This is a genomic window from Virgibacillus pantothenticus, assembly GCF_018075365.1.
GTDB lineage: Bacteria > Bacillota > Bacilli > Bacillales > Amphibacillaceae > Virgibacillus > Virgibacillus pantothenticus.
Window position 1 is genome coordinate 558,982 of the sequence record NZ_CP073011.1, and the last position, 15,247, is coordinate 574,228.

General features: G+C 37.9%; 15 protein-coding genes. 9 read left to right on the plus strand and 6 right to left on the minus strand.

From position 1 onward, the window contains the following. Positions 1-390: 390 nt before the first annotated feature. Entirely contained in the window at positions 391-1,950 is a 1,560-nt protein-coding gene (locus tag KBP50_RS02650) for a fatty acyl-CoA synthetase (RefSeq protein WP_050350039.1), read from the minus strand. A gap of 217 nt (positions 1,951-2,167) precedes the next feature. Next, positions 2,168-2,587: a helix-turn-helix domain-containing protein gene (locus tag KBP50_RS02655; RefSeq protein ID WP_050349858.1), complete on the minus strand. Its 420-nt coding sequence runs from the start codon at positions 2,585-2,587 to the stop codon at positions 2,168-2,170. Between the two features lie 551 nt (positions 2,588-3,138). Between KBP50_RS02655 and KBP50_RS02660 the strand changes: the two genes are divergently transcribed. The 3 genes from KBP50_RS02660 to KBP50_RS02670 all read left to right on the plus strand — a co-directional run bounded on the left by KBP50_RS02660 (position 3,139) and on the right by KBP50_RS02670 (position 4,766). Further along, positions 3,139-3,477: a hypothetical protein gene (locus tag KBP50_RS02660; RefSeq protein ID WP_050349859.1), complete on the plus strand. Its 339-nt coding sequence runs from the start codon at positions 3,139-3,141 to the stop codon at positions 3,475-3,477. Positions 3,478-3,519: 42 nt separating this feature from the next. After that, a complete protein-coding gene (locus tag KBP50_RS02665; RefSeq protein WP_050349860.1) occupies positions 3,520-4,122 on the plus strand; it encodes a hypothetical protein in 603 nt (200 codons plus the stop codon). Positions 4,123-4,256: 134 nt separating this feature from the next. Beyond that, on the plus strand, positions 4,257-4,766 hold the full coding sequence (locus tag KBP50_RS02670) for a hypothetical protein (RefSeq protein ID WP_050349861.1): 510 nt from the start codon (positions 4,257-4,259) through the stop codon (positions 4,764-4,766). A gap of 127 nt (positions 4,767-4,893) precedes the next feature. On the opposite strand, the gene KBP50_RS02675 is transcribed toward KBP50_RS02670, so the two are convergent. Both KBP50_RS02675 and KBP50_RS22000 read right to left on the minus strand, forming a co-directional pair. After that, the gene (locus KBP50_RS02675; RefSeq protein WP_175609423.1) at positions 4,894-5,097 is read right to left on the minus strand and encodes a hypothetical protein; all 204 of its coding nucleotides are present in this window, start codon (positions 5,095-5,097) and stop codon (positions 4,894-4,896) included. Continuing rightward, the gene (locus KBP50_RS22000; RefSeq protein WP_232231166.1) at positions 5,021-5,197 is read right to left on the minus strand and encodes an HAD family hydrolase; all 177 of its coding nucleotides are present in this window, start codon (positions 5,195-5,197) and stop codon (positions 5,021-5,023) included. Before KBP50_RS22000 ends, KBP50_RS02675 begins: the two co-directional genes overlap by 77 nt. Here KBP50_RS22000 and KBP50_RS22005 point away from each other — a divergent pair. Continuing rightward, on the plus strand, positions 5,196-5,459 hold the full coding sequence (locus KBP50_RS22005; RefSeq protein ID WP_050349862.1) for a hypothetical protein: 264 nt from the start codon (positions 5,196-5,198) through the stop codon (positions 5,457-5,459). The genes KBP50_RS22000 and KBP50_RS22005 overlap by 2 nt on opposite strands. An 80-nt stretch (positions 5,460-5,539) precedes the next feature. Here the strand turns inward: KBP50_RS22005 and ucpA are convergent, their stop codons facing one another. Next, entirely contained in the window at positions 5,540-6,322 is a 783-nt protein-coding gene (gene ucpA, locus KBP50_RS02685; protein WP_232231427.1) for an SDR family oxidoreductase UcpA, read from the minus strand. A gap of 297 nt (positions 6,323-6,619) precedes the next feature. Here ucpA and cyoE point away from each other — a divergent pair, with 297 nt between their 5' ends. From cyoE to KBP50_RS02705, 4 genes are all read left to right on the plus strand, one after another. Next, a complete protein-coding gene (gene cyoE / locus KBP50_RS02690; RefSeq protein WP_050349864.1) occupies positions 6,620-7,537 on the plus strand; it encodes a heme o synthase in 918 nt (305 codons plus the stop codon). A gap of 596 nt (positions 7,538-8,133) precedes the next feature. After that, entirely contained in the window at positions 8,134-9,474 is a 1,341-nt protein-coding gene (locus tag KBP50_RS02695) for a hemolysin family protein (protein WP_050349865.1), read from the plus strand. A 49-nt stretch (positions 9,475-9,523) separates the two neighbouring features. Continuing rightward, positions 9,524-12,160, plus strand: a complete 2,637-nt coding sequence (locus KBP50_RS02700; protein WP_050349866.1) for a cation-translocating P-type ATPase — start codon at positions 9,524-9,526, stop codon at positions 12,158-12,160. 198 nt (positions 12,161-12,358) lie between these two features. Next, a complete protein-coding gene (locus tag KBP50_RS02705; RefSeq protein WP_050349867.1) occupies positions 12,359-13,141 on the plus strand; it encodes an MBL fold metallo-hydrolase in 783 nt (260 codons plus the stop codon). A 229-nt stretch (positions 13,142-13,370) separates the two neighbouring features. Here KBP50_RS02705 and KBP50_RS22720 read toward each other — a convergent pair whose 3' ends face one another. Then, positions 13,371-13,448, minus strand: a complete 78-nt coding sequence (locus KBP50_RS22720; RefSeq protein ID WP_353616247.1) for a putative holin-like toxin — start codon at positions 13,446-13,448, stop codon at positions 13,371-13,373. 495 nt (positions 13,449-13,943) lie between these two features. Here KBP50_RS22720 and KBP50_RS02710 point away from each other — a divergent pair, with 495 nt between their 5' ends. Further along, complete coding sequence (locus KBP50_RS02710) at positions 13,944-14,723, plus strand: class I SAM-dependent methyltransferase (RefSeq protein WP_050349868.1); 780 nt, start codon at positions 13,944-13,946, stop codon at positions 14,721-14,723. The last annotated feature ends 524 nt before the right edge of the window (positions 14,724-15,247 follow it).

The following is a 15,247-nucleotide window of genomic DNA, read 5'->3' on the forward strand; positions in this document are numbered from 1 at the left end:
AGTCCATTGCCGAAGACCGCATGGGAGTCTCATGAACTATCTCTTGGGGCTAGGTGATAGCTTCTACTCAAAATTAAAGCGCATCATCTGTTACAGAGTTTAAGCTCTGTGGATAACCTTAATTATTCTGGTTTGTATACCGTTTGTTGAGAGCTAAGTAATTTATCCCGGATATAAGGTGCTGTAAGACTCCCACTTCAAGAATTGGAGAATCCATACTACAGCAAGTCTAAGTGGGAGATCACAGTACCTAAATGCCCTTTTTCGTAAGCGGCCTTTAGGTCATACCATTACGGTACTAACAATCAGTGGTGGATGAAAGAAAACTTCTACGGATTGAAGATTCGCTTTATTCACGCATTCAATCCGTAGTATAATATCATAAATATCTTATAAATCTACACTTATATCCCCATATTGATCTCGCAACTTACGTTTAAGAACTTTTCCACTTGGGTTTTTGGGGAGTGTGTCTGTAAATAAAATGTATTTTGGTACTTTAAATGTAGACAATCTTTCTTTGCAAAATGTTTTAACCATCTCTTTTGTTAGCTGTGTGTCTTTTTTCGGAATAATGATCGCCGTTACCGCCTCTATCCAGTAAGCATCTGGTATGCTAATGACAGCGACTTCCGACACGCCTTCTAAGAGATAAATGGTTTCTTCTACTTCACGGCTTGATACGTTCACTCCTCCTGTGTTAATCATATCTTTTTTACGATCGACTATGGTTATATAGCCTTCTTCATCCATTACACCTAAATCGCCGCTATGAAACCAGCCGTTTCGGAATGCTTCAGCTGTTTTATCTGGATCGTGTAAATAGCCTTTCATCGCATGTGGTGTTCGATGTACGATTTCACCTACCTCACCACGCGCTATCTCTTGATCATTATCGTCAACAATTTTTGTTTGTACATTTAATGACGGAATTCCAGCTGAACCGAGCTTTCGAATTTGATCCTCTGGTTTTAGCACCGTGGCAAGTGGTGCCACTTCTGTTTGACCGTAAAAATTCCAAAAACCTGCGTTAGGTAGGCGCTCTGCTAATTCTCTTAATATTTCTCTTGGCATAATTGCTGCGCCGTAGTAGCATTTTTTTAGACTAGATAAATCACGTATTGCAAACTCAGGATGACGCAATAACGCAATCCAAATGGTTGGCGGACAAAAAAGCTGCGTCACTTTTTTCTCTTCGACTGTTTTTAAAATAACTTCAGGATTTGCTCCATCAAGAATAATACCACTACCCCCAACATAAATGCTCGGGCCTAAAAACACATGAAGTTGCGCACTGTGATAAAGTGGCAAAGCATGGATAATCGTATCCTGCGTTTCCATTTTCCCATCCACAACACAACTAACGTACTCACTTACAATATTTTTATGTGAAAGCATAACACCTTTAGGTCGTGATTCCGTACCACTTGTATATAAAACGTGACAAAGGTCCTCTTCTTCGATGTCAACTTCAATCAGTGATTTTGGTTGCGATTTTCTTATTTCACTTAGTAATTTCCAACCTTCAAGCGATTGTTTGTCTGTGTCCATCATATATCGGTATTTAATATCCATGCTTGACGACGCTTGGGCAAGTATATTTGCATATTCTTCCGAAGCTATAAGTCCAGTAACCTCTGCATGTTCTACAATATACGCAATATCTTCTAAGCTTAACAGATAATTAATTGGAACCATTACGGCTCCTATTCGAGCAAGTGCGAAATTAACAATTACAAAATCTAAGCTGTTTTTGGACATGACCGTTATCATATCTCCTTTTTTCATCCCATGTGCTAAAAATGCATGTGCTGTTTGGTTCACTAAATGATTCAAATCTTTATACGTTAATGTTATCGATTTGTAAGTGATTGCATTTTTATCTGGCATTCGATCAGCAGTACGAGAAAGTGTATCTCCCAGTGTATTTCTTCTTGCCCGTTGTAACATTTTATCCAAATTAACATTTGATCTCGTGTTCAATATCTCACTCCTCAGAAAATTATGGTTAAACAGTTCTTGGTAAAATATTCTTTTAATTATTTTAATTCAGATAATTGATAAAAGCAATATCTGAATTGCGTTTTCACTTAGGTATGCATGCTGAATAAAAATAAGCGCTACATCTGTTGCAATGTGCGCTTCGTTCTTCTTCCATAAAGCATGACTACTTTTTAAATAATGTTTTTAATGATTGCACGGTATCCGTAAAAAAGACGATGGTAAGGAGACCAATCAACGAGAATGTGTTTGTCAAAGGTCCATCAAAAATGAATATACCTATAAATATAAGTAGGATGCCTAAATAAAACCCTGGATCTGAAAGTTGGTCAAATAATTCTCCCTCGTCAATGCTTATCGTCTCCTGCATTTTTCTATCCCCTCGAATAAGTTCGTCTATGGTTATACCAAACAGATCACTAATGCGAATTAAGTTTTGAATATCGGGGTAACCTTTATTTGCTTCCCACTTGTACACTGCCTGTCGTGAGACATGTAGTTCATTTGCTAATTTCTCCTGCGACCAACCGCGTTCTTCTCTACATTTTTTCAATTTATCTCCAAAATAGTTTGCTTGCGGTTCCATAAATTCACCTCTCTGCTTATAAGTGTAAAGTATTACTTATCATGAGGGAAGAAACTTATGGTTTAAGTTGTTAACTAGCTGTTTACATGTGCGAAAGAACGCAGATGAAGGTGAGTGTCGTAACCATAAAACAGAAATGGTTTTGTTCCATTAATTTAAATCTGATCTTCATGAACAGCGAGGGTGTTCTATCAATTAGCTACTACTATTTGGTATAAGCAGGAGAAAAATGACAATTAATCATTTGGTTTTCTGCACAGTGATGTCATTTGATACAATAATAAGGCCAATAGCTTGTTTTTAAAAAATATATCTATAGATAATAAATATTGCTGTCGTACTAGTGTTTAATTAGTAACTATACTGTAAAATAGGATTTGATTTGTATGCATGAAAAAGTAACTTACTTCCTGCTAGTGCTGGTGGATTCATTTTGTGTTTGGCGAATGATTAATTCATCCAATTTTTGATAAATTTTGTAAAAGGTTCCTAAAAACATATTCATCACTTATAATCTAAAGTAGAATACAGTCGGTTAGGAGGTATTGCGTTTGGATTGTTGTTGTAAACGTGGAGAAACGAGAGAATTAATTATAGAAGCAGATATTGGAGCGGACCCGATTTGGTGTAAGCATTGTCGGTGTAATTTAGATATAGAAGATTTACCTATTTCTCAAGGATTAATGGACCAATTGGAATCTTGGAGTGCACAATATGGCAAATGGATAGATTGGGAAAAAGAACAATTATTACCACATGCTGCGCAACAGGAATTTGCATATAATGAGGGCGGGTACACTTTATTACATAAATTACAAGCTGAATTATGCTCGACTTATTCCATTCAGTTTATCCCTGGATCTACGGTAGACGAATACGAAGCTCTATAATCGGTTTGTTCTCATTTGATTTACAAAAAGGTGGTGTTTATCATGGAAATGTCCATGATGATTTTGGTGATATTGGCACTTGTCTATTACAGCTTTCGGATCATTCAGGTAATTATAAAATTAAGGCAGAGGATCGTCCTCCCAGCAACGAGGGGAGAAAGAAACGCGATTCGAAAACATCCGCAAAAAATAACTGCTCCGCCGACTGTTGAAGGACAGAAAAATGGTTTAATCATAAACGCTGCGCTCGTACTGTTTATTATTGCTATGTTCACGATTGTCTATATCACAGAGGTATTTTCTTGGCATCAATATTTGTTTATGCTTCTCTTTTTGGCATATTCCTATTTTATGCTGCCATTAAATTTATTTGCGGTGAAACATGATGGGATATTAATTGGTATGCGGTTTATTCCGTGGAAAAGAATAAACACCATCCACGTTGTACCGATTGATAAAAGTCATAGATATTCCGGTTTTTCACAAGAGGGGAACCAAGGGTATGTCTTAAAAATTAAATATACATTTGGGCATGCATCTTTTGTCATTACTTCTGAACAGATGCTGAAGCGGCTCTTAAAGCTTTTAAAAGAACACGTCAAGGTAGAAAAAAAAGTGGAAACATCGGTCTCGCAATCAAAATAGAATACCAACAATGTACTTACTTCTTACTACATGTGTAAGGGCATTGTTCATCTGTGACAGTACACCTAATGGAATTTCACCCAAGGAAAGCAAAGATATCGATAGACAGATAGATCAAAATTCGGAGGGTGTGTATGAAACTAGTTATCTCTATCACTGTTATTATATTCGTACTTTTATTTTCAGTTCTATTTGGATGGATGTTGATTAGTGAGAAAAAAGAGGATAAGTTAAACAGGAGTAGTATTTTGGGGTTAACAATAGCCGCATTTTTTCTAGCGTTACTAATCACGTTAGTACTTGGGATAGGCCTGTTTACGTTATTTGGCTCGATAAAAATGACCAATACATTGTTTGATTTGGAATTGAACATGAAGCAGGTTGGCTTTGTATTTATCGCTTACCTGATATTTTTATCGACGGTTGATAATGTTATCGATTTTTTAGTGAAACACATCATTGGGGAAAACTTATTTTACCTCATTTTCTTGTTATTAATCCGAACTTTTATTTTACATATGATCGGATTAATCATAGGCATCCAGCAAACTAGTAGTTTTATTATTGCAGGAGTAGTTTCTTTCATTATATTTTTAATAGAAACATATGCTATATTACGCAAAGGGGCTAAAGAAGAGACTTAAAAGCGGCAAATCATTGCCCGTAGAGTATGTAGTGTTTCTTAGAAAGCCTGGATATGATTTTGTTGCAGTGCGCTTTAACGTTAAACGAAAGTTATCGAAACATATTCGTTCCTTCAATTACAAATAATTAACATATTTCTGGCAGCTTCAACCGCAGCCACCCGAAATAAGCGAAGATAAAATGCGTTGTGCCAACGTTAACGTTATAATGGGCACCTGTTGTAAACAACTTCTGCAAAATATAGCGTATTCCATCAGCATAAGGCTTTGGCGCTAATTGCTGATGCAATGATATGGCTTTTAACGGCTGCATTCTGTAATAAGTATCCATGCTTTACGCATTTTAACATTCCAATATCATTCCCGCTGCCTCCAAAGGCTATGGTGTGATCGTACGGGACATGATAATAATCTTTCACAAATTTTGCCATGGCAGCTTTGCCAGTTTCCTGGGGGATAAAATCAACATCATACGCTTGTTCCGAATCACCTGGCTTTTGGGTTACAACGATTGATGGGGTTTATTTTAGTCAGCTTGTTAGTTTGCTGTTTATCATCCAAAATAATTTGGTCGAAATGGTAAAAGATGTTGCCACATGTGTAAGGAGAAGAATAATTGGAGAACAATTTCCACCAGAAAAAAAGCTGTGCAGTATCAAGGCGAGATTATTTAGAGTGGAACGACATAAATAATTGGGGGTGACTAGAACGGATTACGAAGCCATGTAACGAAAAAAATGATTCCTTCTCGTTACATGGCATGTGGATGAAGCTTAGCTTCCTACAGAAACGGTTTCTGGTAATGTACTTCCACCGTCAATAACAATTTGTGTACCTGTGATATAGCTTGATTCATCAGATGCTAAGAAAGCAGCAAGCTCGCCTACTTCTTCAATTTTACCTAGACGTCCTAAAGGAACTCCACTAGCGATACCGTCAATAACCTCTTGCGGATTGTCAGGGTTCGTTTCCTTTGCCATTTGCTCAGCCATCGGTGTTAGGACATAACCTGGCAGAATAGCATTTACGGTAATATTATCTGGAGCTACCTCACGAGCCAAAGATTTGGTAAAGCCGAGTACAGCTGCTTTAGTTGTTGCGTATGCGGTTTCACCAGGGTCAGCAACCATTGTACCCGTTACAGATGATAGGTTTACAATTCTACCTTGCTTTGCTTTTTTCATATGAGGAAGCACTGCCTTGGTCACATTCCAAACCCCATTAATATTAATATTGAAATGAAAATCTCTCGTTTCGTCATCCATATCCTCAAAGTTTGCTAACCGAACGACCCCAGCGTTATTGATTAGTGCATCTACACGCTGGTATTTTTCTATTACTTTTGCAATGCCAGCTTTCACATCTTCGTTTTTCGTAACATCTACTTCTAAAGCCATTGTTTCATAGCCTTGCTCGGCTAATTCTTTTGCCGTATCGTGTACCTGCTTGGAAACATCTAATAAGACGGTAATAGCACCATGTTTAGCTAGGACCTCGGCAATTCCTTTTCCATTACCCATTGCTGCACCAGTTATGATTGCTATTTTTCCTTCCATTTTCTTCAAATTGATTACCTCCTCATTATGATGAATGTATCGACACTTCCAGTATAACAAATAGGCTTGATTGTATATAGTTATTTATTAAATGTTTGTTAATGTTTTCCTATTAAGTTCAAAAAGAAGCTTGAAAATAAATGAAGGGAGTAACGCTCCACTTGATTCACATATCTTTCACATGCTAATTACACGTTGTTATCGTATAATATAATTGGGGTATTGGCTTTTGAAAAAGAAAGCGAATCAGAAGCATGATGGAGTATGGATCATTTTTTTAAGGGGAAGAGAGTTATCATGATTTTAAGAAATAAGCAGGAAGAATCAAACAAAAATTGGATCAGCATTTTAGCAAAAACAGTAAAATTAGGAATTATACGCTCGAACCTTATTCCTATGTTTGCTGGTTTTACTTTGGCTTTATATACGTATGAAATGAGCTTTATGGAAAAGCTTCCGGAAGTTATTTTTGCTTTGCTCGGAACAGCTTTAGTTATCGGAGCAGCAGGGGCTTTTAATAACCTCTATGATCGGGATATAGATGCGATTATGGAAAGGACAAAGCAAAGACCTACTGTAACTGGACAAATTAAACCGGTTATTGTGTTTTTGCTTAGTGTGATCATGAGTATAAGCGGAATTGCATTGCTTGCATTAACGACATGGTTAGCAGCTGTGTTGGCTTTCTTAGGACTGTTTTTTTATGTGGTTCCCTATACGATGTGGAGTAAACGGAGAACGGTGTATAATACAGAGATCGGAAGTATATCCGGTGCGATGCCACCATTAATCGGGTGGGCGGCAGTTTATCCGGACATTACACATCCAGCAATTATCGGTTTGTTTGTAGTTATGATTATTTGGCAAATGCCGCATTTTTATGCGATAGCTATTCGTAATCATAAACAGTATGAAGCTGCAAAAATACCAATGCTTCCTGTAGTAAAAGGAGTGCAGCGAACATATATTCAAACAAACGTTTATTTAGTCATTATGATTATGATTAGCTTTTTATTTGGAACACTAAGTATAGGATTAATGCTAGTAGCGCTATTATTGAGCGCAGGATGGTTAACACTTAGTGTGTTTCGTTATCATAGAGTAAATGCAGAGAAATGGGCTACTTCCATGTTCCTTTACTCACTTGTTCATATGACGGTACTTTTTTCAACCGTTATTATATACTCTCTAATGGGGATTATTTTTGAATTATGATTGGGAATAAGACCTGACTTTTTTGCTTTAAGGCGAGGCGAATTCTTCGAAAATAACTGGAAGAGTTAGCACCTAGTTGGAAGTCTATGCTTGTTCATCTTCAACCAGTGCATGTAATAAAAGAAAACTTCACTGGTTGAAAGATTACATAATAATTTTGTCCAAGCTGACATGAGCGCTTATGTTAGCTTGGACTTTTCTGTAGCCTTAAGAACGAACTAGCTAAAATAAGAAGCTTATTTGATGGTAATAATGGGAATATAATCTATACTGTGGCAAAATAATGATAAAGGTACATTATACAATCCTGCTATTATAGATGTTCTGCCTGAAGAAACGGCATAACCCGCCATATGAAAAGGGATATACCTTTCCATTTAAGGCAGATAAGTGACTCTTCCATCGGTGGGGAGGTTCATTCGTTTCCTACTGATTATTAGTAGCCCAAGGGTATGACCTAAAGGCCTCTTACGAAAAAGGGCATTTAGGTGCTGTTATCTTCCACTTAGACTTTTATTGTAGTATGGATTCTCCAATTCTTGAAGTAGGAGTCTTACAGCACCTTATATGCGGGATAAAAAAGGAAAGGTGTAGAAATGGACAATCTAGCTGTATCAATTGTTATTCTTTTCATTTTAATTATTGCCAATGGTATTTTTGCAATGACGGAAATAGGCATTGTTACTTCAAGAAAAATAAGGCTAGAACAGAAAGTAAAAGAAGGGAATAGCAAGGCAAAGACAGCTCTTTATTTAGCTGAAAATTCTAGTGAGCTGCTGTCAACGATACAAATTGGTATTACGCTCATTGGAATTATATCCGGTGCGTTTGGTGGTGCTGCGATTGCGGATGATTTAAGTGTTCATTTAAGCAAGATTCCCTTTTTAGCGCCATGGAGTACAGAAATCAGTATGGTTTTAGTAGTTACGTTTACAACATTTTTGACGCTCGTTATCGGTGAATTAACTCCAAAGCAAATTGGTTTAACCAATCCGGAAAAAGTAGCGCTTGCTGTCGCCAAACCAATGTACTTATTTTCTAAAGTTGCTAAGCCGCTTATATGGATTTTAGATAGGTCGACAACACTTGTATTAAAGGCTTTAGGGGTTAAGAGAAATAAGGAGCCGGATGTAACAGAAGAAGAAATTCAACAAATGATTGAGCAAGGTGTTCATAGTGGAAGTATTGAAGAAATTGAACACGAGATGGTTGATCAAATATTTTATATGGGAGATCAGCGGCTTAGCGATATCCTAACACCACGAACGCAATTAACCTGGATTGATATAGAAAGTAGCTTTGAGGAGAACATGCAAGTCATTAGTCAAAGTGAATTTTCACGTTTTCCAGTTGGAAAGGGTAGTTTGGACCACTTTTTGGGTATTATACATACTAAAAAGGTTTTTTCGAAACTGCAATCAGGAGAACCTTTCTCGATTAATGATTGTATTGAACAAGCATTAATTTTACCAGAGCATGTGAAAGTATTTAAGGCTCTAGAAACATTGAAAGAATCGGGCTACCATCAGGCAGTCGTAGTAGATGAATATGGAGGAGTCGAAGGATTTGTTACATTAAATGATATTATGCAGGTCATTGTTGGTGAAATCCAAACAGAAGGTAGCAGGGAAAGGGCTACGATCATGCAACGAGATAGTCAATCCTGGTTGGCAGATGGGCAAGTACCATTTGATACGTTTTTGCGCTATTTCGACTTAGAAGATGAAATAGATGAAGATATTGTAAAGGATACTTCATTCCAGACGTTAGGCGGGTTTATCACGAATGAAATAGGTAATACCCCAAAAGAAGGGAATACTATTTATTTAGCTGATTTAAAACTAGAAGTAGTGGATATGGACCGTGTGCTTGTTGACAAGCTGTTGATTACTCGTGTTCAAGAAACGGAAGAAATAGAACAGAGAGACAATGAATAACACAATGCATCCCATGTCTACAAAACTGAACAAGCAAGGAGATTTGGAAATGGAATATTACCAAAGGCAAACAGAAGACGTTCTAAAAGAAGTAGATTCTACACAACAGGGCTTAACGCAGCAAGAAGTGAAATCACGACTTGAACGGGATGGGTACAATGAAATAGAAGATAAAGAAAAGGTCCCAACGTGGAAACTTTTTTTAGAAACTTTCAAAGATGCAATGGTTATTGTACTACTAGCAGCTGCAGGAGTGCAGATATTGCTTGGAGAATGGGTAGAGTCACTCATTATTTTCCTTGTGCTATTAATTAATGCTGTTATTAGTGTCGTGCAAACAAGAAAAGCAGAAAGTTCATTGGAAGCACTTAGAGATATGTCGGCACCAGAAGCAAAAGTTATGCGAGATGGTATAAAACAGACAATTGCTGCTAAAGAACTCGTTCAGGGAGATATTGTTTACTTAGAAGCAGGAGATTACGTCCCTGCTGATGGTCGTGTATTGGAAAGCGGCTCTTTAAAGGTGAATGAAGGGATGCTTACTGGTGAGTCAGAAGCTGTGGAAAAATCGACCGAAGTGATTGAGGAAGAGGCTGCTTTAGGTGATCGTCGCAATATGGTGTATAGTAGCTCATTAGTTGTTTATGGTAGGGGTACCTTTGTTGTGACTGGTACAGGTACGAAAACAGAGGTTGGTAAAATTGCGGATATGCTGTCTACTGCGGAGCAAAAAGCAACGCCATTACAGCAAAAATTAGATAACTTTAGTAAGAAGTTAGGGATCGGTATTCTCATCTTATGTATTGTTATTTTTGCTGTTCAGGCAGCCCGTATTTGGTTAGGTGATAGTGAAGCTGATACGACAACGGCATTATTAAATGCATTGATGTTTTCTGTAGCTATTGCAGTAGCAGCGATCCCAGAAGCGCTGCAATCGATCGTTACAATCGTATTATCCGTTGGAACGAATAAAATGGCGAAGCAGCATGCGATTATTCGTAAACTGCCTGCTGTAGAAACATTGGGGTCAACAAGCATTATTTGTACAGACAAAACAGGAACACTGACACAAAACAAAATGACCGTTACCGATCATTTTTTACCGTTTAATAAGCACGAACGCTTACCTGAAGATCCAAATGATTGGCAGCAAGCAGAGCGGTTGCTTGTATACATCGCAGCGCTTTGTAATGACTCGTATATTAATCGGGATAAACAGGAAGTTGGCGATCCAACAGAAACTGCTTTAATCAACTTTGCAAACAAGCATGCACAGAACTATGAAGAGTTACGAAAAAAATATCCTCGAGAAGCTGAGTTACCATTCGATTCAGATCGAAAACTGATGTCGACCGTCCATACTATAGATGGCACAAAAATGCTCTTGGCTAAGGGCGGACCAGATGTGATGTTCCATCGCTCCAGTTATGTGTTCGTAGACGGAGAAGAGCAACCAATGACGGATGATTTACTGGATCGTTTTGAAGGAGCAAATGAGGAATTTTCCAATCAAGCACTACGTGTGCTGGCATACGGCTATAAACGTTTACCAAATAATAAAACAGAAATAACTCATGATGATGAGTATGATTTCGTATTAGTCGGACTAACGGCAATGATGGACCCGCCTAGAGAGGCTGTTTACGGCTCCATCGAAGAATCCAAGGCAGCAGGCATTCGGACGATTATGATTACTGGCGATCATAAAACGACAGCACGAGCAATTGGTCGAGATATCGGTTTAATGGGAGACAATGATATTGCCATTACAGGGAAAGAACTTGATAAGATGTCAGATGAAGAGTTAGAGGAGAAGATAGAGCAAATTTCTGTTTATGCTCGTGTGTCCCCAGAAAACAAAATCAGGATTGTGCGTGCTTGGCAACGAAGAGGAGCAGTTACTGCCATGACAGGGGATGGAGTCAATGATGCCCCTGCTTTAAAACAAGCTGATATTGGGATAGCTATGGGAAGTGGTACCGATGTTTCGAAGGATTCTTCCGCGATGATTTTAACAGATGATAATTTCGTATCGATTGTGAATGCTGTCCAAGTCGGCAGAACGGTATACGATAATATTAAGAAAGCGATTGGCTATTTGTTTGCTGGTAACCTAGGTGCAATTATTGCTATTCTGTATGCTGTTATCTTCAATTTACCAAATCCATTTACAGCGTTACAATTGTTGTTTATTAACTTAGTGAATGACTCGTTGCCTGCAATAGCGCTAGGAATGGAAAAATCAGAACCAAATGTGATGAAACGCAAGCCACGTCCGACTGGTGAAGGGATTTTTGCTGGCGGAACCCTACAAACCGTACTAACTCGGGGGATCCTAATTGCTATTGCGGTTGTCATTTCCTTCTATATCGGGTTATCTCATTCTAATGAAATGGGAGTAGCGATGGCGTTTACCACATTAATTATTTCGCGTACATTACAAACTTTTGCTGCACGTTCGAATACGGAGACGTCCATAAAAATTGGTTTCTTCTCCAATAAATATGTCATAGGTGCTGTATTGCTTGGATTTGTTTTATACGGTATTACGGTACTTCCATTTGCAAGAGGCGTATTTAATATACCTGCTGCATTTAGCTTTATAGATTGGACTATTGCAACAGGTTTAGCGGTCGCAGCGGTGATTTGTATGGAAGTAGCGAAAAAATTATTTAGACGGGCTTAGAGGTTTCTGTTTATAAAGGCGCTGAAATAGGGTGTTCTATTCAGCCAAATTCCTATAATATAAAGAAAAACAGCTGGGGTTACTAAAATGAGGAAGCACCGGCTGTTTTTCATAAAAGTTTACTGGACGTGTTGAAAAAGAAGTATAAGCTTAAGATAGAAAAATGTTTAACTAAGTAGAGAGAGGGGACCATAAACATTGTTACAGGATGCTTGGTTTACGGTACAACAAATAAATGACGATACATTTGCTATTAGCGAGTACGGTCATTGGGAAAAAGTACATTCCTTTTTATTAATAGGTGAAGATAAAGCGGCACTGATTGATACTGGTTTAGGAATTGATAGCATGAAAAGAATAACAGATCAATTGACAACGAAACCGATTGAAGTAATCACAACGCATGTTCATGTAGATCATATTGGCAGTCATGGAGAATATGACACGATTCATGTTCATGAAAGAGATCAAGACTGGCTCATTCATGGAATTGAGGGTTTGACACTACAACAGATAAGAAAAGATATAGCAAGAGATATTACACTTCCAACCCCGGCAACGTTTAACCCTAAAACATATATGCCATTTCAAGGAATTCCCACCAATATATTGAAGGATGGAGACATTATAGAGTTAGGGAACAGACAGCTAACAATCTATCATACGCCAGGACATTCGCCGGGGCATATCGCCGTATTTGATGAAAAGCAGGGGTATTTATTTACGGGAGATTTATTGTATGATCAAACACCTATCTATGCTTTTTATCCATCAGCAAATCCAGTTGATTTAGTTTCCTCTTTAGAAAAAATTTCTAACATAGATGGGGTGAAGAAGGTGTTTGGCTCTCATAATACATTAGGATTGGATGTATCCATATTACAAGAAGTGAAGCAAGCAGTAACTTATTTACAAAAGCACGATCTTGTAAAGTTTGGAACTGGGGTACATGAATTCAATGGTTTTTGCATACAATTTTAATAAAGATTGTAATGACCGTTTACTTCAGCTCCGTTAACATGCATGTCGGGAGTAATAGCAAATTGCCCGGTTTTCATTTGGACCAAAATCGGGTATACTGTACATAGATAGCCAAATGAATAAAAACCGCCTGGTGCTGGAACACCAAACGGTTTCGTGCATAGCCCTTAAAGGGGGCGACTCACATTTTGAGAAAAGTAACCATTAAATGCTTGTCAGGCTAGGGTGGTTACTTTTTTTCTGACAGAATAGCTACAATGAGCGTCCCGAAAGAGATCATTAAGACCAACCCTTCGAAAACTGTCATATAGGCCTCACCCCCTTTCTGAAAGGGATGAGCCACCACCCAAAAGCCTTATGCACTAATTGCATTATATCATACGGTGGATTTACAGCTAAAGGGTCATAAGACTTAGACTTCAAGCGTTAGTTGATGGGTGCCAGTGCAGTAAATAAAAAATTGTACTTTCAAGGAATTAACCTTATTATTTTTTATCCTGCATAGAAGGTACTGTAAGACTCCTACTTCAGGAGTCGGATCATCTATACTGCAACAAGTTTAAGTGGGAGATAACAGCGCCTAAATGTTCTTGTTCATAAGAGGCTTTTAGGTCATACCATTACGGTACTAACAATCCGTTGGGGATGAATGAAAATCCCTCACGGATTGAATATTCACTTTATGGCATACGTATGCTTTGTTGCTTATAAATGAATGGTCATTGTTTCGTTTCAACTAGTGGGAGATGGAGCCTCTTAGTTGACTTGATAGAGTATACATAAGGGATGGGGAGGGCTTTAGTTGGATATTGTAAATCAAAATCGCATAGCATGGGATCAGAAAGTGGAAGATGGGGCAGTTTATACACAGGAAGTGACAACCGAGTTAATCAAAAAAAGTAAGGCAGGAGACTGGGGGATTACGGTCACGACAAAAAAACCTGTTCCAAAAAGCTGGTTTCCTCCGTCACTTAAAGGAAAGAAAATTTTATGTTTAGCTTCAGGTGGAGGGCAGCAAGGACCTATCTTAGCTGCAGCTGGAGGCGACGTTACTGTGTTCGATATTTCTGAGCGGCAGCTAGAGAAAGATAAACTTGTTGCTAGGTGTGAAGGATTACAGCTGAAAACAGTACAGGGTGATATGACAAATCTATCCTGTTTTAAAAATGGTGCATTTGATATAATCATACACCCAGTATCGAATTTATTTGTGGAAGATATTTCACTTGTTTGGCAGGAGGCTTACCGGGTATTAAAAGATAAAGGTACGCTTATTTCAGGTTTTACGAATCCTGTTTTATTTATTTTTGATGATGCGGAGGACCAGAAGGGAAATTTGGTTGTTAAACATGAGATCCCTTTTCATTCTTTACAACATCTTACTCAAGCGGAAGCAGAAGCTTATATAGAAGCTAAGCATACAATTGAATTTGGACATACATTGGAAGACCAAATACAAGGTCAAATAGAAGCCGGTTTTTCCATCACTGGTTTCTATGAAGACGATTTTGGTGGAAGCCGACCGTTGGATCAATATTTAAAGTGCTTTATTGCCACAAAGGCAGTTAAAATAAGTCTTTAGAATAAATACGCTAAAGAGAGGGCAACACATGGAGGTGTAAAGATCACGTCGTACTCTTTATTGTGAAGTCATGAACATTAATTATGTTTCATGTCAAGGCGTTAACGTTAAAAATCAACCGCAAAATCCGAACGTTACAATTTTTACATCAAAAAGTCATAAAATATACATTTGAAATTCCTCATCATTTCATTTAGGATATAACTATATATAGTATTAAAATAAATTATTGATACTATATATAGATGGAATGTGTAAAGAGGTTGTCTGTTTATACGCTTAAATAAAAGGCTAGGTCCACAGTTATCCCGCATATAAGGTGCTGCAAGAATCCCGCTTCAAGAATTGGAGAAATCCATACTACAAGTGGGAGATAACAGCACCTAAATGCCCGATTCGTTCAGAGCCCTTTAGGTCATACCCTTGCGGTACTAACAATCAGTGGGGGCTAAAAGAAAGCCCCATTGCATGGAAGATTCACTGCTTCTGCTGCCTTTAACATACCTTTATTACATAAAAATTTA

Bases quoted from the DNA above. Each gene is read 5' to 3' on its own strand.
- KBP50_RS02655 (WP_050349858.1), bottom strand. From the start codon at position 2,587: ATGGAACCGCAAGCAAACTATTTTGGAGATAAATTGAAAAAATGTAGA.
- KBP50_RS02650 (WP_050350039.1), bottom strand. From the start codon at position 1,950: ATGTTACAACGGGCAAGAAGAAATACACTGGGAGATACACTTTCTCGT.
- KBP50_RS02665 (WP_050349860.1), top strand. From the start codon at position 3,520: ATGGAAATGTCCATGATGATTTTGGTGATATTGGCACTTGTCTATTAC.
- KBP50_RS02675 (WP_175609423.1), bottom strand. From the start codon at position 5,097: ATGGATACTTATTACAGAATGCAGCCGTTAAAAGCCATATCATTGCAT.
- KBP50_RS22005 (WP_050349862.1), top strand. From the start codon at position 5,196: ATGGCAGCTTTGCCAGTTTCCTGGGGGATAAAATCAACATCATACGCT.
- KBP50_RS22000 (WP_232231166.1), bottom strand. From the start codon at position 5,197: ATGGCAAAATTTGTGAAAGATTATTATCATGTCCCGTACGATCACACC.
- KBP50_RS02695 (WP_050349865.1), top strand. From the start codon at position 8,134: ATGGACAATCTAGCTGTATCAATTGTTATTCTTTTCATTTTAATTATT.
- KBP50_RS02700 (WP_050349866.1), top strand. From the start codon at position 9,524: ATGGAATATTACCAAAGGCAAACAGAAGACGTTCTAAAAGAAGTAGAT.
- KBP50_RS02670 (WP_050349861.1), top strand. From the start codon at position 4,257: ATGAAACTAGTTATCTCTATCACTGTTATTATATTCGTACTTTTATTT.
- ucpA (WP_232231427.1), bottom strand. From the start codon at position 6,322: ATGGAAGGAAAAATAGCAATCATAACTGGTGCAGCAATGGGTAATGGA.
- cyoE (WP_050349864.1), top strand. From the start codon at position 6,620: ATGATTTTAAGAAATAAGCAGGAAGAATCAAACAAAAATTGGATCAGC.
- KBP50_RS22720 (WP_353616247.1), bottom strand. From the start codon at position 13,448: ATGACAGTTTTCGAAGGGTTGGTCTTAATGATCTCTTTCGGGACGCTC.